The organism is Flavobacterium chungbukense (genome assembly GCF_020805785.1).
In the GTDB taxonomy this organism is placed as follows: Bacteria; Bacteroidota; Bacteroidia; order Flavobacteriales; family Flavobacteriaceae; genus Flavobacterium; species Flavobacterium chungbukense.
The window spans coordinates 232438-251320 of the sequence record NZ_JAJGZV010000006.1 but is presented as its reverse complement, the minus strand read 5'-3'; the positions used below and the strand labels follow the sequence as shown (position 1 = coordinate 251320).

Sequence of the window (18883 nt, the reverse complement as noted above, 5' to 3'; positions counted from 1 at the left end):
TAATGTCATAGTCGAGTAGTACTAATAATCCGTAAGCTTATGCACACCCTTTTCTCTCCCGTCCAAAAGACGGGAGGGAAGAAACTTTCTAAAATAGTAAATAAAACACTTTTCTTTATCTCAGTATGTTAAGATATTAGCTCGACGCAGAGCAGTAACTAGTGAATAGTAAAGAGTGATTAGTGAAAAGCTAATTACTGGTAACTAAGAACTGATTACTTGCAGCCTTAAGGTGGTTATTGCGGCGGGGCTCACCTCTTCCCATCCCGAACAGAGAAGTTAAGCCCGCCTGCGCAGATGGTACTGCAGTTATGTGGGAGAGTATGTCGTCGCCTTTCTTTTAAGAATCCTTCCCGATTTGTCGGGAGGGATTTTTTGTTTTATAGTGATTTTGAGATTCAGCTGACTAACTTGTCAGTTTTTGAGTTTCGCTTAGAGGAACTAACCTAATCTATAGTTGGTTTCGATCTCTATGCTTTTGTGATGTAGCGCATAGCAGTAGTTGGAAATATCGTAGTAAAAGCTTAGAATTATTTTTATTATTGATAAATTTGTTTTTCATAATTATTCCTAAAATGAAACAGCTTATTGATGTAATTAATAGTTTTCAGAAATTAGATGATGAAACAGATCAGGCGATAAGAAAATATTTCATTATTGAAAAATATAAAAAACATGAATTCGTTATTGAAGAAGGTAAAATCTGTAAAAAGGTTTATTTTATAAAATCAGGAACGGTTCGCAGATTTTGTTTCGAGAATGATATCGAAGTAACAAAATGGATTTATACCGATAATCAGTTTATAACATCTTTAAGTAGCTTTTTTCAACAGAAACCTTCTTTTGAAAATTTTGAGGCTTGTGAAGATACTGTGCTGTATTCTCTGTCGTATTCAGATGAACAAATTCTATTAGAATATCCTCTTTTTTCTAAGTTTCATATTAAACAACTTCGTTTTTATCTTTCTCATATTAATGAATTTCATCATTTATTTAGGATAATGACTGCTCAACAGAAATATGTATTTCTTCTTGATTCTTTTCCTGAGATTATAATTAAGTCTAAATTAAAACATGTTGCTTCTCTTATAGGTGTTAGCCAGGAAACTTTGAGTAGGATTAGAGCTTCCATTTCTTGACATTACATCAAAAAAATATCTTTATCTTTTTTTCATTTTTGTAAACTATTTTAAAAAGTTTGAAAATTGAAAAATACTTTCGTTCATAAAAATGCTATTCTAGGTAGTAATATTAGTTTGGGAAATTTTACTACTATTGAAAATGATGTTATAATCGGCAATAATACACGTATTGGAAACAATGTCACTATATTGAGTGGGACAAGAATTGGTGAGAACTGCGATATCCATTCTAATGCTATATTGGGTGGAATTCCTCAGGATTTAAAATACAAAAACGAGCATACGTTTTTAGAGATAGGAAGTCATAATATAATTCGAGAATTTGTCACGATTAATAAAGGAACTATTTCTAATGTGAAAACTAGTATTGGAAATTATAATTTAATTATGTCTAATGCTCATATTGGCCATGATTGTATTATAGGGAATAATTGTGTTGTTGGTTTTAGTGTTGGAATTGCTGGAGAAGTACAAGTTGGTGATTGGTCAAATATTAGCGGGTTAACTGCTGTTCATCAATTTTCTATTATTGGGGAGCATACCATGATTAGTGGTTTAAGCCGTGTTGTAAAAGATATTCCGCCTTATATTATGGTTGCGCGTGATCCTTTGCAATATTTAGGTCTAAACTTGGTTGGTTTAAAGAGAAGAGGATTTGATTCTAATAAACTTGAAGAATTAAAAGCTATTTATAGAATTTTATTTCAAGAAAGAAGAAATGCAAAATTGGCTCTTCACTTGATAGAAAATCAATTTGAGGCAACTGAAGAACGAAATAAAATTTTGGATTTCGTTAATCATTCAAAACGAGGAATTGTCAAAGGTTATAAGGAATGATTTTTATTTCTAGTGAACCTTGTAAATTAATTAGCAATTTTATTAACTTTAATTACTTAACTGACTATTTATGACAAAGTATAGTACGAATCCTAAAGTTGATTTCTATTTTGAAAAAGCAGAAAAATGGAGGGAAGAATTTGAGCTGTTACGAAACATTGCTCTAGATTGTCATCTTGTGGAAGAATTAAAATGGGGAAGTCCATGTTATACTTTTGATAAAGCAAATATTGTATTGATTCATGCTTTTAAAGAATATTGCGCTTTTTTATTTTTTAAAGGAGCTTTAATGAAAGATCCTGATAATATATTGATTCAGCAGACAGACAATGTTCAAGCAGCGCGTCAGGTTCGTTTTACCTGTGTTGAAGATATTTTAAATGTAAAAGATTCTTTAAAAAGATATATTTATGAAGCTGCTGAAAATGAGAAAAATGGTTTAAAAGTAGAATTAAAGAAAGTTTCAGAATTTGAAATTGCAAAAGAGTTTCAAGATAAGTTGAATGATAATCCAAATTTGAAAGAAGCTTTTTATATTTTAACTCCTGGACGACAAAGAGCTTATCTTCTTCATTTTTCTCAACCAAAACAATCAAAAACGAGAGAGGCTAGAGTAGAAAAAAATATTCCTCATATTTTAGCTGGAAAAGGTTTGAATGATTAAACTCGATAAAGAATAAAAAAACTCCTTTTAACAAAGGAGTTTTCTGTTTTATCATTTAAAAAATTTGCTTATTGATTATGTCTCTCTTCTTTATTAAAAATCAGAGATTAGAAAAGAATATGGATTAAAAGATGTCTTTTAGGCTCTTTTGGGAATAATAAATAGTAAACTGGTAAAGCTTTCTTCAAAAACACAATTAAACCATCTCAGCGCAATAATAAAAATGTATTATCAAATTACGAATGAGGAAGACAATCTCTGAAAGACACAATGAGCTTGGTAGAAAAGTTTAAAAAGTTATTTAAATGTGAAAATTCTTATTTTGATTTAAGTATAAAATTGTAGATCTTGCAATCACTCCAAATCAACTAATAAGGAAAACATTAACCTAATGAATACAATTAATATACCCGAAAAAACTCTGCAGAGCAAACAGCATTTTGAAATTTTAGACGGTTTGAGGGGAATTGCAGCTTTTGCAGTAGTTGTTTTTCATTTTATGGAATGGATTTATACAGATCCAAGTAAAAATTTTCTCGGACATGGTTTTTTGGCTGTCGATTTTTTCTTCTGTCTTTCAGGATTTGTAATCGGATATGCTTATGACGATCGTATTGCTAAAATGGGATTGCGTAATTTTTTTATAGCAAGAATCATTAGATTACATCCGCTGGTTATTGCTGGATCGATACTAGGACTGCTGGCTTTTTTGTTTGACCCTTTTGGAGGTAATTTGGAATTGTATAGTGCCGGAAAAATCATATTGACTTTTATTTGTTCTTTATTCCTCGTTCCGTATCCATTTATTGCAGATCGAGGTTTTAATTTGTTTAGTTTTAATGCGCCAGCTTGGTCCTTGTTTTGGGAGTATATTGCTAATATCGTATATGCATTGGTACTTTACAGAATTCGTAAAAATTACTTAGTGTTACTTACTATATTTTCTGCAATGGCTATTTGTTATGTAGCGTATAATTCTGGAAATCTACTAGGAGGCTGGAGTGGACCAACTTTTTGGGATGGTTGTGCCCGAATATCGTATTCTTTTTTAGCGGGATTATTGATTTACAGATTCAATTGGATTATAAAAAATAAGCTTGGCTTTGCTGGTTTGACTATTTTGCTATTATTAGCTTTTATAATGCCATTTTCAGAGTGGAATTGGATATCTGAACCATTAGTGGTTTTATTTTATTTTCCATTATTAATTTCATTAGGAGCTGGAGCTGTCTTGAAACCAGAACTGAAAAAAGCCTGTGTTTTTTCAGGTAAGATCTCTTATCCTTTGTATATGACCCATTATTCAGTTTTGTGGATGTTTGGCAATTATTATGTTAATTATAAACCAGATTCAAATCAATTAGTTTTAGTTATCGTAACAGCAGTTATTTTATTGGTTGGATTTGCTTATTTGGTCATGACTTTTTTTGATATGCCAGTAAGAAACTATCTAAATAACAAAAGAATAAAAATTAAATCTTAAATAGAAAGGATAAACATTCCAAAACTAATTGTATAACATAAAAATAGCCCTTTAAATCATGAAGAAAATTTTACTTATTAGTATTCTGATTTCGTCTATATCTTTTTCCCAGCAAAAGAAATATCAAATCGAATCGATAACAGACGTGATTATAGATGAAAATAGTTCGACTACCACATTTTATAAATTCGAAAATGGCAAATTATCTTCAAAAGAAGAACAAGGCAAAAAGCCAGTTTACTACACATATAATCAAAACGGATTGTTGGAAAAAGTATCCAATACATATAATGATGGTGATATGTTTGATGATTTTTATACTTACAATAAAGATGGCTATATAATTGAAATATTAAATACCAGAAAAAAAGTTGGCGAAACAGAATTTAAACCACTGTCAAAAAAATCTATTTTATTCGAAATAAAAGATGCTAATAATTTTAAATTTAATGATAGCTGGCGCTACGTGCATAATAGCAAGTATGTAAATGAACGTATTTACGAAATGAAGGGTAATGTTTTAAAATTATCTAAGAATACAAGCGAGTATAAATACAAGATGGAGAATGGAAATGTTGTTTCTCTAGCGCAACTAAAACCTTCTCGAGAAAAACATTCTGTAGATTATAAATTTGATAACAAGCCAAGCATAAACAAAATGATGTGTGAAAGTATGTATGGAGATAAATATTTTATAAATTCATTAATCTCATTGTCTCCTTTTTATGATTATTATAGTGATTTTGTAAATCAAAATACCTGTATAGGAAACAAAAACGTTGACCAAAATTTTCCTGTTTCAGAATATACATCTGTAATAACTTATAATGAAGAAAACCTGCCAGTTGAAATAAAAACGGAAAAAAATAATCCAGGATTTATTAAAACAGTCAAAATAAAATATAAAAAATAAGATTTAAGTCAAAAGCAAAAAAAGCTTCAAAGAAATTTGAAGTTTTTTTTATGGCTGAGTTCCGTCTTTATAGCTTTGCTATTGCTGTTTGGTATTTTTAATCAATAAATTGACAATCATTTTTTCTTATTTTCTTGTGTTTTAAAAACTTTAAAATAAAAACAATTACTATATTTGTTGTAGTAAAGTATAGACTATACTCTACGCTTTATTGTTTGTTTTAAAAAAGGAGTCATGCTTATAAATGAATTATCAAAAAAAACTGGACTGTCCATTCATACTATCAGATATTATGAAAATTTAGGAATGATTAAAGGATTGACTGATGAAAAGGTGAAATCTAATAATTATAAACACTACGATAGTAATGCTGTTGAGCGTTTAGAAATCATTATAGAAGCAAGAGAAGTCGGATTTTCTTTAGCAGAAATAAAAAAAATATTGACTACTTGGTTTGAAAGTACGGAGTCGAAACCAGAAACATTAGAACTTTTTGAAGCAAAAATAAAAGAGATTGATGATAAAATGAGATACTTCAAACAGACTAAGAAGCTTCTTGAGAAAGTATGTGAGAAATTGAAAAGTGAAGAGCGTTAGCAAATTAAATCTGTTAAGTCGAAATGACAATATTTTTGTATTTATAAAAAAAATAAGCATAAAAAAAACTCCTTAATTTCTTAAGGAGTTTTTTTGTGAGCGATGAGGGGTTCGAACCCCCGACCACTTCCGATGAAAAATCGGAATGCTCTTAACCAGCAGATTTAATTAACTCTTCGATTTTAACTCTGCTCTTCCATGATTTAATTTGTAATTCTCTTTTATGAGCAATTTCTTTGGTTTCGTAATTTTCAGTATAAACGACTTTCCAGTCGTTTACATTTCCTGTAAAACCTTTGCTTTTTTGGTTATGGCGAATTAGCCTTTCTGTTAAATTGGAAGTAAATCCAATATAGAATCTATTCTTGCTTTCGCTAAACAAAATGTAGACAATAAAATTTATAAAAATGTATATAAAACAAAAAACTCCAAAATCAAATGATTTTGGAGTTTTTGGAATTTTGTGGGCGATGAGGGGTTCGAACCCCCGACCACTTCCGATGAAAAATCGGAATGCTCTTAACCAGCAGATTTAATTAACTCTTCGATTTTAACTCTGCTTTTCCATGATTTAATTTGTAATTCTCTTTTATGAGCAATTTCTTTGGTTTCGTAATTTTCAGTATAAACGACTTTCCAGTCGTTTACATTTCCTGTAAAACCTTTGCTTTTTTGGTTATGGCGAATTAGCCTTTCTGTTAAATTGGAAGTAAATCCAATATAGAATCTATTCTTGCTTTCGCTAAACAAAATGTAGACAATAAAATTCATAAAAATGTATATAAAACAAAAAACTCCGAAATCAAATGATTTTGGAGTTTTTGGAATTTTGTGGGCGATGAGGGGTTCGAACCCCCGACCCCCTCGGTGTAAACGAGGTGCTCTGAACCAGCTGAGCTAATCGCCCTATTTTACTAGGTTGCTATCGTTTGTGATTGCGAGTGCAAATATACGCTAGTTTTTGAGTTCTGCAAAGGAATTTGAATAAAAAATAAAATTTTTTTAAAAATAATTTATATCTCGCTGTTTATGAATTTGTTATTAAAATGATTTTTTTGAAGTTTTTTCTAAATCAAAAGTATATTTTAGTCCAAAGGCAATTCGGCAACAACAAAAGTGCTTCCGCCAACGTAAATAAAATCATTTTCCGAAGCATTTTGCTTAGCTTCCGCGAAAGCGATGGCAACAGAATTGTATTTTTCTCCAATTAAATCATGCTTTTTTGCTTCGCTTTGTAAAATTTCTGCTGGTAAAGCTCGCGACGAATTTGGATGGCAGAAATAATAAGTTGCCTCTTTTGGAAATAATGGTAAAATTGAATCTAGATCTTTATCATTTACAACACCAAAAACAATATGCAGATTTTCATATTTTTCGTTTTTAAGCTGATTCATGACAACTGTTAATCCGTGTTTGTTGTGCGCCGTGTCGCAGATTATTTTTGGGTTTTCTCCCAATTGCTGCCATCTGCCTTGTAAACCAGTATTTTTTACAACATGCAATAAACCTTCTGTTAATTGTTCGTTTGAAATTTTAAAATCGGTTTCGTTATTCAGAATAGAAATCGTCTGCTGAACCGTTTTTTTATTGTGAAATTGGTAATCACCAATCAAGTCAGACAAATAAATTTGATCAATTAAATCTGAGGCAAAATAAATTGGAGCATTATTTTCTTCGGCTTTAGCCAAAAATACAGGTTTGGTTTCATCAGTATATTCGCCAATAACGACGGGAATATTCGGTTTGATGATTCCAGCTTTTTCGCCAGCAATGGCTTCCAAAGTGTTTCCTAAGAACTGTGTATGATCTAAGCCAATATTTGTAATTACCGAAACCAAAGGCGTAATAATATTGGTTGCGTCCAATCTTCCGCCAAGACCAACTTCAATGATAGCAATATCAGTTTTTTCAGTTGCAAAATAATCAAAAGCCAATCCAACTGTCATTTCGAAGAAACTCATATCATTAGCTTCGAAAAAAGATTTATGTTTTGCCACGAATTCAATAACAAACTCTTCTGAAATTTCTTCACTGTTTATTTTAATTCGTTCTCTAAAATCTTTTAAGTGTGGAGAAGTGTACAATCCGACTTTATATCCAGCTTCTTGCAAAACCGAAGATAACATATGAGAAGTAGAGCCTTTTCCGTTTGTACCAGCCACATGAATACATCTCAATTTATTTTGAGGATTGCCAAGATGAGCAGCCAATATTTTGATATTCGTTAAATCTTCTTTATAAGCTGAAGCTCCCTGCAATTGGTACATTGGAAGTTGATTAAACATCCACTCGGTAGTCTCTTGATAGTTCATTTATTTGGATAAAATAGTTGTTGATTGAAATAAATTTCGATTTTTGTAGTTTAATATTACAGCGAAAATTATCTTTATTGCAAATTTCAAATATTTTTTAGAATTAATTATTAAAAACCAGAATTAATATATGTTTAGTTTTATTCAATTACAAACAGATACAATCGCAAATGCTTCAAATGTAGTAATCGAAAAGATTGCTCCGGAACAAGAAATTTCAATGTTTGGGTTTATCATGAAAGGGGGAGTTTTCTTAATTCCAATCGCGATTTTATTGTTTTATACCATTTATGTAATCTTCGAACGTTATATGTACATCAGCCGAGCATCAAAAATTGATGGCAGATTAATGCAGGATGTTGGCGATAAATTGCATTCTGGAAATATTGAATTAGCAAGAACTATTGTAGAAAGAAATAATACGGCCGCTGGAAATATATTGAAAGAAGGCGTTTTGGTTATCGGAAGACCAATTGCTGAAATTGAATCTAATATGGACCGTGCTGCTGATATCGAAATTGGCGAAATGGAAAGACGTTTAGGTCATCTTGGACTTATTGCTGGTATCGCGCCCACTCTTGGTTTCATTGGGACGATTTCTGGGGTTATTAAAATTTTCTATAGCATTTCGGTTACCGAAAATATTAGTATCGGAAACATTTCGGGAGGTTTATACGAAAAAATGATTAGTTCTGGTTCTGGGTTAATTGTTGGTATTATTGCTTATTCTGCTTACCATTTATTGAACGGAAAAATCGATGATTTCGCGTTGAAAATTCAGAAACAGATTTTAGAATTTGTAAATATAATTCAAAGAGCATAAGGTATGTCTATTAAAAGAAAAAGAAGATTTCACGCCGAAGTAGCGACTTCATCTTTGAGCGACATTATGTTCTTCCTGCTGTTGTTTTTCTTGATTATCTCAACACTGGCAAACCCGAATGTGATTAAGATGACGCTTCCTAAAGCAAAATCTAACGAAAAAACAAACAAGCAATTAATTAGTTTGTCTGTTACAGAAGATAAAAAGTTCTACATTGACAAAGAACAAGTTGATTTTGAAAACTTGGAAACTAGTTTAATGTCTAAAATAGGAACAGATAAAGAACAAACTGTTGTCGTTCGAATTCCGTTCAATTTGCAAGTTCAAGATTTAGTTGATGTTTTGCAGATAGGAGTAAGGAACAATCTGAAGTTTGTAATTGCAACAAGTCCGAAATAGATTTAAGATTTGGGCGTGATCCCGTTAAGATAAGTGGGCAAACATTCTTTATCAATATTCGCCCACTTATCTTAACGGGACCGGGCTATCCGCGCTACTTCGGTAGCTTGCTTCTATCCCTCACGCAAAAAAAATAACGCAACACTTTGTCATCCTGAGCGAAGTCGAAGGACGCGCAAGAAGCTCGACAAAGAATGATGATATCCCTTTGAGGAATTACTTGCGTGTCCTTCGACTTCGCTCAGGATGACAAACTAATCGATCAATTAGAATAAAGAAAATAAAAAAAGGCTTTCAGATTTCTGAAAGCCTTTTTTTTATAAGAGCAGATTTAGTGTAAATCTGTGTAATTCGTGTTTTAATCCAAACTAAAATTATAAATAATTTTCCCAACTTGTTTAGCCGCTGCATTCGAATCAGCAGACCATTTGGTATTTAATGCTGCAATTTTAGCTTGTTCCAATAAGCAACTTGCAGTATTGGTTGTTCCTTTTACTCCAGCAGTTGCGCTTATAGTTTTTCCATTTTGGTCAACAGTAACTTCTACCACAACTTTGCCTTCTTCGTTACAAGTATATTTTGGTGCTGGTTTAGATAATGCTTTTCTTCCATTTAGATTGTAACCTGATCCACCGCCAGAACCTCCGCCACTTCCAGCGCCGTAACCGCTTCCGGTTCCAATGCCATTTCCGGTTCCGTTACCGCCTCCAGTTCCTCCGCCAGAACCACCAGATCCGTAATAGCCGTTTGAGTTTAAACTTCCGTTAGCTTTTCCTTTATTTCCTGAAGCTTTATCGTCTCCATCTCCGCCTTTGTTGGAACCTTTTAAAATACTTGATAAGGCATCGTTCGTTGAGTTCGAAACTTTAGGTTTTTCAGGTACAGGTTTTGTTTCTGGTTTTGTAACAGGAACAGGTTTTTTGGGCTTTTCTTTTGTTGGAATTACCACGTCTGTTTTATCAGCTTCAGCGTTTTCTTGAGTGACGATTGCTTCTTCTGGAGCAGCTTTTGTTTGAACTTGTTTTACATTGTTTTTGACATTCAGAACTTCACTTTTATAATTAGCGCCAGAACCTAAATCGCTGTCACCAAAATTTACAGTTACACCTCCGCCACCGCCACCGCCGTCAGCAAGTGCGACATTGTTTTCTGGATTGTAAGGAGGCCAAAAACGTATAAAAAACAGCAATAGAATTATTGCCGCATAAATAGCAGTTGTGAATAACAATGATTTCTTTTGATCTGAAGAAATAGACGAACTCATGTAGATTCTTAATTTTGAAATGTATTATTTTAAAAACGTTTAAAAGTAGTAAAAATTGTTTAGAATGAAAGTGTAAGGTTAGATTTAACCACAAATTTCGCTAAGTGTTTTTAAATTAATTATAACGCAAAGCACGCTAAGATTTACGCAAAGAAACGCAAAGTTTTATTTTTCTCAAATTTGAGTAAATCTCCTATTTAAGTTCACAAAGCTAGATGTACACAAAGCTTTGCGGACTTAATATTTAGATCTTGCTTGCGCTCCAAATAAAAATAACTTAGCGTTAAAAATCTACGGCACAAAAAAAACGAGCCAGATTCGGCTCGTTTATATATAAAGTATAAAATAGATTATACTAACTGTTTCAATGCAATTTCAAAAGCAGTTGCACTAATATTTGTTTTAGACGAATTTAGAGCATGAGCTTTTACAATCGCATTTTTTATAATTTCTGAAGTATCATTAAAAATAGCTTCGTCAGTCATTTGCACTTTTTTCTCCATAAAATATGCAAAAACTCTTGCCATTCCGCAGTTTGAAATAAAATCAGGAATCAAACTTACTTTATGATCTACTTCTTCCATAATAGAACCAAAGAAAATTTCTTTGTCAGCAAAAGGAACATTTGCACCACAAGAAATCACTTCCAATCCGTTTGCGATTAAACTATCAATTTGAGCTTGAGTTACCAATCTTGAAGCCGCACAAGGCGTGAAAATTTCTGCACCAATTGTCCAAATCTTAGAATTGATTTCTTCAAACGGAATCATATTGTTGGCAACTAATTTGTTTCCATCTTTGTTCAAAAATAAAGTTCTGATTTCTTCAAAAGAAAAACCATCTTCTTTAATTAATCCGCCATCGCGATCAATAATTCCGATCACTTTTGCTCCCATTTCAGCTAAATAAAAAGCGGCTGCAGAACCAACATTTCCAAAACCTTGAACGATTGCTTTTTTGCCTATTATATCACCACCATAAGTTGCATAAAAATGACGAACTGCTTCTGCAACACCAAAACCAGTAATCATATCGGCAACTGTATATTTTCTCGTTACATCTGGCGAGAATTTAGGATTTTCAATTACTTTGATAACACCTTGACGTAATTGACCAATTCGGTTGATTTTATCAGCTTCGGTTGGTTTGAAATGTCCGTTAAAAACACCTTCTTGCGGATGCCAAACACCACATTCTTCTGTCATCGGGATTACTTCATGAATTTCGTCAACATTCAAATCTCCTCCAGTTCCGTAATAACTTTTTAATAGGGGAGAAACCGCTTTGTACCAACGTTGCAAAACACCTTTTTTGCGAGGATCGTTCGGGTCAAAATTTATTCCAGATTTAGCACCGCCAATGGCAGGGCCGGAAACAGAGAATTTAACTTCCATAGTTTTGGCTAAAGACAAAACTTCGTTCATGTCTAAACCTTTTCTCATTCTTGTTCCTCCACCCGCAGCTCCTCCGCGAAGTGAATTAATGACAGTCCACCCTTCGGCTTCTGTTTCTGAATCTTTCCAATTAAAAACAATTTCAGGTGCTTTATTTTCAAATTGTTGTAATAAATCTTTCATTTTGTTGTGATATGTTTATTTTGCGTAAATGTATAAAATAGAATAATGCGAATAATGTATTTCGCATCAAATTTAGCAAACAAAAAAGAAAAGCCGTCCCGAAATTTTTCGGGACGGCTTTTGGTATATTTAAAAAATTAAGAACTATTGTCCTAATAAGTGTTTTTTCAAAGTTTCGTCAACCGGTTTGTCAGAAAGCCAGATTCCGAATAAAGCTTTTTTGAAATCAAAACCAGGAATTTTCCCTTTTATAACTTCATTTTTTGAAACATAAACATTTTGATCTAAAGGATTATAAGCTAAGACAAATACGTCTTTCTCTGTAATCGCATCACTCAAATAGCTTTTTAACTGCTCAATTCTTGGACGTAATTGTTCTAATTGTGCTCCAGCAGATTTTTCAAAACCAGTGTTCATCGCTTTGGTAAGTTTACTAGAAGAAACCATAGAAGAAGTGATTTCAATTCTAATTGCCATTTCAGTATCGCTGTCTATTATGAATTGCGGATCTTGAGTTAGCTGCGATAAATACAATGCTTGCACATAAACTTCCATCCACATTTTAGATCTTCCGCCAGCACCATTTAGCTGTAAAGTTTTGCCCAAGAATTCTATTTTTCTAGGAACAGTAACACCATTAACATCTATCTGAGTTTGTGCCGAAACGGTTGAAAATTGTAAGCTTAAAAGGAGTGTGAGTAATAGTAAAATCTTTTTCATGTTCTGTCAATTATTTATTTTTTGGGTAAAAATAATGTTAATTTATTAATATTTGAGTCATTTTTTGGATGTTTTTTTTCTGTAAAATTTACATTTAATTTTTCTATTGCATTAATAATCAAATTAGTAAGACTTGTTTTACGTACTATTGCGCGTTTTAAGAATTGTTTAATCTAAAATTCGCAAAACTTAGTCAAATTCGACCCGATTTAGTACTGTGATATCATTCTTAAATTTTAGAAAATTTGTTGCATAATTAGTGCTCATTTACTCGAAAACCTAAATAATTACGAAAACGTTATCGTTATCATTGCTGATCCATTAATTTTGTATGCATGCATTGTAAATTACACTTTTAAAAAGTATCTTTGGAAGCCTTTGCATTATAAAATTGGCACCGAAAAAAAACACAAAAAACATAAAAACCACCAACCAGCCGAATTTTTAGAATTGGGGTTGCAAAAACATTTAAAGTAAATTATTATGGATTTTAATCTTACCGAAGAACATTTAATGATTCAGCAGGCAGCAAGAGATTTTGCTCAAAATGAATTATTGCCTGGAGTTATTGAACGTGACGAAAAACAAATCTTTCCTACGGAGCAAGTTAAAAAAATGGGAGAACTTGGATTTATGGGAATGATGGTGGATCCTAAATATGGAGGAAGTGGTCTTGATGCTATTTCTTATGTGATTGCCATGGAGGAAATTTCTAAAGTAGATGCTTCAGCTTCTGTAGTAATGTCTGTAAATAACTCATTAGTTTGCTGGGGATTACAAGAATATGGGACAGAAGAACAAAAACAAAAATATTTGCCTGGTTTAGCTTCTGGACAAATTCACGGCGCTTTTTGTTTGAGTGAGCCTGAAGCTGGAAGTGACGCAACTTCACAAAAAACAACAGCAATTGATATGGGCGACCATTATTTAGTAAATGGAACCAAAAACTGGATTACAAACGGAAATACTGCATCTGTATATTTGGTAATCGCACAAACACATCCAGAATTAAAGCACAAAGGAATTAATGCTTTGATTATGACGAAAGATATGCCAGGTTTCTCTGTTGGCCCAAAAGAACAAAAAATGGGAATTCGTGGTTCTGATACACATTCTTTGATGTTTTCTGATGTGAAAGTTCCAAAAGAAAATAGAATCGGAGAAGATGGTTTCGGATTCAAATTTGCAATGAAAACTTTGGCTGGAGGTAGAATTGGTATCGCTTCTCAAGCTTTAGGAATTGCTTCGGGAGCTTACGAATTGGCTTTAAAATATTCTAAAGAGCGTAAAGCATTTGGGACCGAAATCTGCAATCATCAAGCAATTGCTTTTAAATTGGCAGATATGGCTGTAAATATCGAAGCAGCGCGTCATTTGTGTATGAAAGCGGCTTGGGATAAAGATCAGCATAAAAATTACGACGTGAGTGGTGCGATGGCAAAATTATTTGCTTCTCAAGTTGCTATGGATACCGCTGTGGAGGCTGTCCAAATTCACGGTGGAAACGGTTATGTAAAAGAATATCATGTAGAACGTTTTATGCGTGATGCAAAAATTACTCAGATTTACGAAGGAACTTCCGAAATTCAGAAAATTGTAATTTCAAGATCTGTTATTGCTGGATAAAGAATTGTTTCTTGAAAATATTTTAAACCCTTTCAGATTTGTACTTTGAAAGGGTTTTTTTATGAATATTCTTTTAGTTTTCATAAGTTTATGCTTTCAAATAAAATAAGATTCCAAAACCATTCTAATTCAGCATAAAACCATGAAAAAAATCTACTTCCTGCTTCCCTTCATTTTAATAGCTTGTAAATCTAGCACTACAAGTGTGGTTGAAAAAGATTCTAAATCAGATTCAAAAATAATAGAAGTTAATTACAAAGTCAGCGAAACTGAAATCTCAGATTTCTTAAAATATCTTTCTTCAGATGAATTGGAAGGACGTGAAACAGGAACAAAGGGAATCGAAAAAGCAGCTGTCTTTTTAGAAGATTTTTTAAAAAAGAACAGCATTAAACCGTATTTTAAAACCTATCGCGATACGTTGACTAATTTTAAATCTCCGGCTTTTAATATAGTGGGAGTTATAGAAGGAACAGATCCAGAATTAAAAAAAGAATTTGTTGTGCTGAGCGCGCATTATGACCACATAGGAATTGAGAAAAAAGAACAAGCGGATAAAATCAATAATGGTGCTAATGATGATGCTTCGGGCGTAACTTCGGTAGCGGCAATGGCTAAGTATTTTGCCAAAACGAAAGCCAATAAACGAAGTATATTAGTTGTCTTTTTTGCAGGGGAAGAAAAAGTATTATTGGGTTCAAAAAGTTTAGTGCAGAAATTGAAAAAAGAAAACTTTAATCTTTACACCCAATTAAATATAGAAATGATCGGAGTGCCGATGAAAAGAGATTATCTGGCTTACATAACCGGTTTTGACAAATCGAATATGGCAGCGAAAATAAATGAATATACAGGGAAAAATACAATCGGTTTTTTACCAAAAGAAGCTGAATATGAATTGTTTTACAGATCTGACAATTACTCATTTTATGACGTTTTTAAAAAACCTTGCCAGTCAATAAGTACTTTTGATTTTGAAAATTTTGATTTCTATCATCATGTTTCAGACGAATTTAAATTGATGGATATACCGCATATCACAGCTTTTACCCAAGAATTGTTGCCTGCCGTTACTAAAATTTCGGTTTCGCCAACTCAAGAAATAACGATGAATAAATAAGAAGCATTTGATTATTTTTGTTGCATGAAAAATATTATCGTTACAGGAACAAGCAGAGGAATAGGTTATGAACTAGCTTTGAAATTTGCTGAAGCTGGCCATCAGGTTTTGGCAATTTCCAGAAAAATTCCACAGTCTTTATTAGAACACCAAAATGTTACTTGCCTTTCTATCGATTTGGCAGATGAAAATGCGTTACAAGAAGTGAGTCAGTTTCTTTCTTCCACTTGGAAAAAAGTAGATGCAGTTGTTCATAACGCAGGGGCTTTACTTTTAAAACCTTTTGCAGAAACTACCCAAGCTGATTTCGAAAGCATTTATAAAGTAAATGTTTTTGCAGTAGCCAATTTAACTCGAATTTGTATTCCGTATTTAGGAAAAGGAAGTCATGTAGTTACGATTAGTTCTATTGGAGGCGTTCGCGGAAGCTTAAAATTTGCAGGATTAGCAGCTTATAGTTCTAGTAAAGGTGCCGTAATTACTTTGACAGAATTACTAGCAGAGGAGTATAAAGAACGCGGCATATCATTTAATGTTTTAGCATTAGGTTCTGTTCAGACAGAAATGCTGAATGAAGCTTTTCCTGGCTATCAAGCGCCAATTTCTGCTGAAGGAATGGCAACTTATATTTATGATTTTACACTTGATGGCAATAAATATTTTAACGGAAAAGTCTTAGAAGTTTCATCAACTAATCCTTAAAAATAAACAACTATTTTCAAACCCAAATCTAACCAGCCAATTCATGAAAAGAAAAATTACTCTTTTAACTGCTTTATTTTTTATTGTTTTTAATTTGAAAACTTATGCTCAGTCTTACAAATCTGAAGTTTTGAGTTTTTACAATTTCGTTTATCCAGAAAGTTACATTCCAGAAGGATATCACAGTTATGGAGTTAAACTTCATCTTTCGCCAGATTTGATAGTTGTTTTTGTCGATGGAGAAAAAAAAGGAACCCGTCCGCCATTGTCTTACAATGAGTTTTTTAAAGAGAAAGATTTAAAGAGAGCCATTATTGGTACGGATACTGAGCCTGATATGAAAGGATACCATATTCCAACTTTAATGGAACTTGGATATACGTTAAATGACAAAGAAGCTAAAGATCATTTTATCTTAGATATTTCTATAAAAAATATTGCTTACACATCGAATATTAGTGAAACAAAAAATGTTGATCCTCCTTTTTCTAGTGTTATATATTATAGATACGATGCTGTCTATAAAATTATAAATAGTATGACTAAGGAAGTTGTGATGGAAAAAACATATAATGTTAAAGAGCAGACAAATAATTCACCGTTAGGTAAAACCAAAGCAGAATTGGTAAGCTACCTAACAGAAAATATTGATAAAGATTTGCTTTTTAATCAATTGGTGAAAAACATTCAGGAAAATATGCGCGGAAGATTGGTTTCCTGGATAGATGTCGAATATTATCAGGATAGTTTTTATTTTTCTAGAATTTCTAAAGAAGATAAAAACCCGATTTTTGCTAAATTAAATCAAGACGTCGATGTTTTGGAGAAATGGTCAAAGAACAAAGCTGAGCCAACAATCGATGAAGCTCTTTTATCAGCAAATGCCGAATTCATTCAAAAAAATAATTTGGTTCTTAAAGACGAATCAAGCCGTTTTCAGGACGAAACTCGTTTGAAAAATTATAAAAATTACCTAAATAAGAAAAAAGTTTTTACTGATTTTATTCTAAAAATGGACCAATATTCAAAAGAATTAGATCAGAACGATAAAGGACAAAAAGCAGCTTTATGGGCTTGTTACATTAATATTGCTTCTAGTTTTCAGGTTTTAAATAATTCAAAAAGTAGTTTAGAATATCTTCAAAAAGCATATACTCTTAAATATCAAGAAGGAAAAGTGAAAAATGTGGAAGATGAAGTAAAAGCGAAAGAAACAAAAATGAATGTGTTTTTTGCCAACGGCGAAATTAAAAAAGACGTAAACAGCCAATATTTTAAATATTTAACTTTATAAAAATATATTTAGAAGTATTTTTGGCGCTAATAAAAAATTATACACTTGAGCGACACTTTAGCTAAATACATTCCCGAACACGCAGTAAAACCTGTTTTCGATTTGATTGTGGCCAATCAGGTTCACTTGAAAATTGTAAACGAGCGTCAGACACGCCACGGTGATTACAGACGTGGACCTAGCGGAAAGCATGAAATTACTGTGAATGCAAGTTTAAATAAGTATCGTTTTTTAATTACGCTTATTCATGAAATTGCACATTTGGTGGCTTTCGAAAAATTCGGAAGAAACATAAAACCACATGGCAATGAATGGAAATATACTTTTCAGCATTTAATGGTGCCTTATATAAGGCCAGAAATATTTCCAGGACACATTTTACCTTTATTGGCAAGACATTTCAAAAATCCGTCCGCGAGTAGTGATACAGATACGACTTTGTCTCTAGCTTTAAAGCAATACGATAAGGATAATGATAAAAATTACGTTTTCGAAATTCCTTATGGAAGCGTTTTCAGAATCAAAAATGGAAAAGTATTCAAGAAATTAGCCGTTAGAACCAAACGTTTTGAATGTATCGAAATAAGTTCAGGAAAGACGTATCTTTTTAATCCAAATGCTGAAGTTGAGCTGATTAATTAGGATTGAAATAGCTCAAAATAGAAATTCCAAATTCCAATTTTATGTAAGACTGGAATTTGGAATTTTTTGTTGGTATTTGCTATAAGAAATTTAATATTAATTTTTAAATATAATTTGCTCTACATTTGTAGAATTGCTGTATATTTGAAAAAATGTTTTTTTATGAAAAGAAAATTACTCAACTTATTTTTTGTGTTGGTTTTTTCAAATTTTGTTTCAGGACAAGAGGCTTCTAATTTAGAATTAAAAGAAAAAACGAATCCAATTATATTTTTTGAAGGTTTTGGTGGACTATCAGTAGTAAAGAATCTTGGCGTTTCTGGTGGTGTTGGACTCAATTATCAAATGGGAGAAAGCCTGTTTACTTTTAGATATATTAATTCGGCTGGCTATAGAAGGAAAATGATGGTCCTGTTATTATTGCTCCATCGGTTTATAAGTCAGAAGATAATGTTGAGCTTGCCTTAATGTATGGGAAGCGTTGGGTAAAAGAACATTATTCCTATAGTATTTCAGCGGGAATTAGCCGAAATAATTTGGAGTTAGAAAGTCGTGATCTTGATGGAATTCGTACAGTTTCAACTGTTGGTTTTTATGGATTTCCTTTCGAAGCCAATTATAAAAGATTTTACTCCAAAAAAAGATCTAATTTGATCTATAATGTGTTAATACCGAGTGTTGGGTTCAAACTTTATGGCGATATAGGAAGATATACTTTTGTAGGTGTCGGTGTATCATTAGGATTTGGATTATGCAAACACTATTAAA

The 18883-nt window shown here is 32.3% G+C and carries 21 protein-coding genes, 1 tRNA gene and 1 rRNA gene; 16 read left to right on the top strand and 7 right to left on the bottom strand.

What is annotated here, in order from left to right; translation table 11 throughout:
• Positions 1-228 precede the first annotated feature (228 nt).
• The 7 genes from rrf to LL966_RS17730 all read left to right on the top strand — a co-directional run bounded on the left by rrf (position 229) and on the right by LL966_RS17730 (position 5636).
• Positions 229-338: ribosomal RNA gene (gene rrf, locus LL966_RS17760) — 5S ribosomal RNA — on the top strand.
• Between the two features lie 237 nt (positions 339-575).
• Positions 576-1139 (top strand): Crp/Fnr family transcriptional regulator, encoded by a 564-nt coding sequence (locus LL966_RS17755; RefSeq protein WP_229355074.1) that lies wholly within the window; start codon positions 576-578, stop codon positions 1137-1139.
• 66 nt (positions 1140-1205) lie between these two features.
• Positions 1206-1979 carry an acyl-ACP--UDP-N-acetylglucosamine O-acyltransferase gene (gene lpxA / locus LL966_RS17750; RefSeq protein WP_229355072.1) on the top strand — a complete coding sequence of 258 codons (774 nt, stop codon included), beginning with the start codon at positions 1206-1208 and terminating at the stop codon, positions 1977-1979.
• Between the two features lie 70 nt (positions 1980-2049).
• Positions 2050-2643 carry a YdeI/OmpD-associated family protein gene (locus LL966_RS17745; protein WP_229355070.1) on the top strand — a complete coding sequence of 198 codons (594 nt, stop codon included), beginning with the start codon at positions 2050-2052 and terminating at the stop codon, positions 2641-2643.
• Positions 2644-3034: 391 nt separating this feature from the next.
• On the top strand, positions 3035-4126 hold the full coding sequence (locus LL966_RS17740; protein ID WP_229355068.1) for an acyltransferase family protein: 1092 nt from the start codon (positions 3035-3037) through the stop codon (positions 4124-4126).
• A gap of 58 nt (positions 4127-4184) precedes the next feature.
• Positions 4185-5039, top strand: a complete 855-nt coding sequence (locus LL966_RS17735; RefSeq protein WP_229355067.1) for a hypothetical protein — start codon at positions 4185-4187, stop codon at positions 5037-5039.
• Between the two features lie 234 nt (positions 5040-5273).
• Positions 5274-5636, top strand: a complete 363-nt coding sequence (locus tag LL966_RS17730; protein WP_229355066.1) for a MerR family transcriptional regulator — start codon at positions 5274-5276, stop codon at positions 5634-5636.
• Positions 5637-5787: 151 nt separating this feature from the next.
• On the opposite strand, the gene LL966_RS17725 is transcribed toward LL966_RS17730, so the two are convergent.
• The 4 genes from LL966_RS17725 to LL966_RS17710 form a co-directional block, all read right to left on the bottom strand.
• The gene (locus tag LL966_RS17725; protein ID WP_317207153.1) at positions 5788-6030 is read right to left on the bottom strand and encodes a GIY-YIG nuclease family protein; all 243 of its coding nucleotides are present in this window, start codon (positions 6028-6030) and stop codon (positions 5788-5790) included.
• Between the two features lie 125 nt (positions 6031-6155).
• Positions 6156-6407, bottom strand: a complete 252-nt coding sequence (locus LL966_RS17720; protein WP_229355064.1) for a GIY-YIG nuclease family protein — start codon at positions 6405-6407, stop codon at positions 6156-6158.
• Between the two features lie 61 nt (positions 6408-6468).
• Positions 6469-6543, bottom strand: a tRNA-Val gene (locus tag LL966_RS17715).
• 178 nt (positions 6544-6721) lie between these two features.
• The gene (locus LL966_RS17710; protein ID WP_229355063.1) at positions 6722-7948 is read right to left on the bottom strand and encodes a bifunctional folylpolyglutamate synthase/dihydrofolate synthase; all 1227 of its coding nucleotides are present in this window, start codon (positions 7946-7948) and stop codon (positions 6722-6724) included.
• A 130-nt stretch (positions 7949-8078) separates the two neighbouring features.
• Here LL966_RS17710 and LL966_RS17705 point away from each other — a divergent pair, with 130 nt between their 5' ends.
• Positions 8079-8771 (top strand): MotA/TolQ/ExbB proton channel family protein, encoded by a 693-nt coding sequence (locus tag LL966_RS17705; protein WP_229355062.1) that lies wholly within the window; start codon positions 8079-8081, stop codon positions 8769-8771.
• Between the two features lie 3 nt (positions 8772-8774).
• Entirely contained in the window at positions 8775-9170 is a 396-nt protein-coding gene (locus LL966_RS17700) for an ExbD/TolR family protein (protein WP_229355061.1), read from the top strand.
• 358 nt (positions 9171-9528) lie between these two features.
• Here LL966_RS17700 and LL966_RS17695 read toward each other — a convergent pair whose 3' ends face one another.
• The 3 genes from LL966_RS17695 to LL966_RS17685 all read right to left on the bottom strand — a co-directional run bounded on the left by LL966_RS17695 (position 9529) and on the right by LL966_RS17685 (position 12731).
• The gene (locus LL966_RS17695) at positions 9529-10434 is read right to left on the bottom strand and encodes an energy transducer TonB (RefSeq protein ID WP_229355059.1); all 906 of its coding nucleotides are present in this window, start codon (positions 10432-10434) and stop codon (positions 9529-9531) included.
• A gap of 350 nt (positions 10435-10784) precedes the next feature.
• Positions 10785-12011 carry a Glu/Leu/Phe/Val dehydrogenase dimerization domain-containing protein gene (locus tag LL966_RS17690; RefSeq protein WP_229355057.1) on the bottom strand — a complete coding sequence of 409 codons (1227 nt, stop codon included), beginning with the start codon at positions 12009-12011 and terminating at the stop codon, positions 10785-10787.
• 144 nt (positions 12012-12155) lie between these two features.
• Positions 12156-12731, bottom strand: coding sequence for a chalcone isomerase family protein (locus LL966_RS17685; protein WP_229355056.1), 576 nt, complete (start codon positions 12729-12731; stop codon positions 12156-12158).
• A gap of 483 nt (positions 12732-13214) precedes the next feature.
• Between LL966_RS17685 and LL966_RS17680 the strand changes: the two genes are divergently transcribed.
• From LL966_RS17680 to LL966_RS17650, 7 genes are all read left to right on the top strand, one after another.
• The gene (locus LL966_RS17680) at positions 13215-14357 is read left to right on the top strand and encodes an acyl-CoA dehydrogenase (RefSeq protein ID WP_229355055.1); all 1143 of its coding nucleotides are present in this window, start codon (positions 13215-13217) and stop codon (positions 14355-14357) included.
• A gap of 142 nt (positions 14358-14499) precedes the next feature.
• Positions 14500-15477: a M28 family peptidase gene (locus LL966_RS17675; protein ID WP_229355054.1), complete on the top strand. Its 978-nt coding sequence runs from the start codon at positions 14500-14502 to the stop codon at positions 15475-15477.
• 24 nt (positions 15478-15501) lie between these two features.
• A complete protein-coding gene (locus LL966_RS17670; RefSeq protein ID WP_229355053.1) occupies positions 15502-16179 on the top strand; it encodes an SDR family NAD(P)-dependent oxidoreductase in 678 nt (225 codons plus the stop codon).
• Positions 16180-16222: 43 nt separating this feature from the next.
• Entirely contained in the window at positions 16223-17473 is a 1251-nt protein-coding gene (locus tag LL966_RS17665; RefSeq protein ID WP_229355052.1) for a hypothetical protein, read from the top strand.
• Positions 17474-17518: 45 nt separating this feature from the next.
• On the top strand, positions 17519-18115 hold the full coding sequence (locus tag LL966_RS17660) for a SprT-like domain-containing protein (protein ID WP_229355051.1): 597 nt from the start codon (positions 17519-17521) through the stop codon (positions 18113-18115).
• A 162-nt stretch (positions 18116-18277) separates the two neighbouring features.
• A complete protein-coding gene (locus LL966_RS17655; RefSeq protein ID WP_229355050.1) occupies positions 18278-18583 on the top strand; it encodes a hypothetical protein in 306 nt (101 codons plus the stop codon).
• Positions 18583-18882 (top strand): hypothetical protein, encoded by a 300-nt coding sequence (locus tag LL966_RS17650; RefSeq protein ID WP_229355049.1) that lies wholly within the window; start codon positions 18583-18585, stop codon positions 18880-18882. Before LL966_RS17655 ends, LL966_RS17650 begins: the two co-directional genes overlap by 1 nt.
• Position 18883 lies beyond the last annotated feature (1 nt).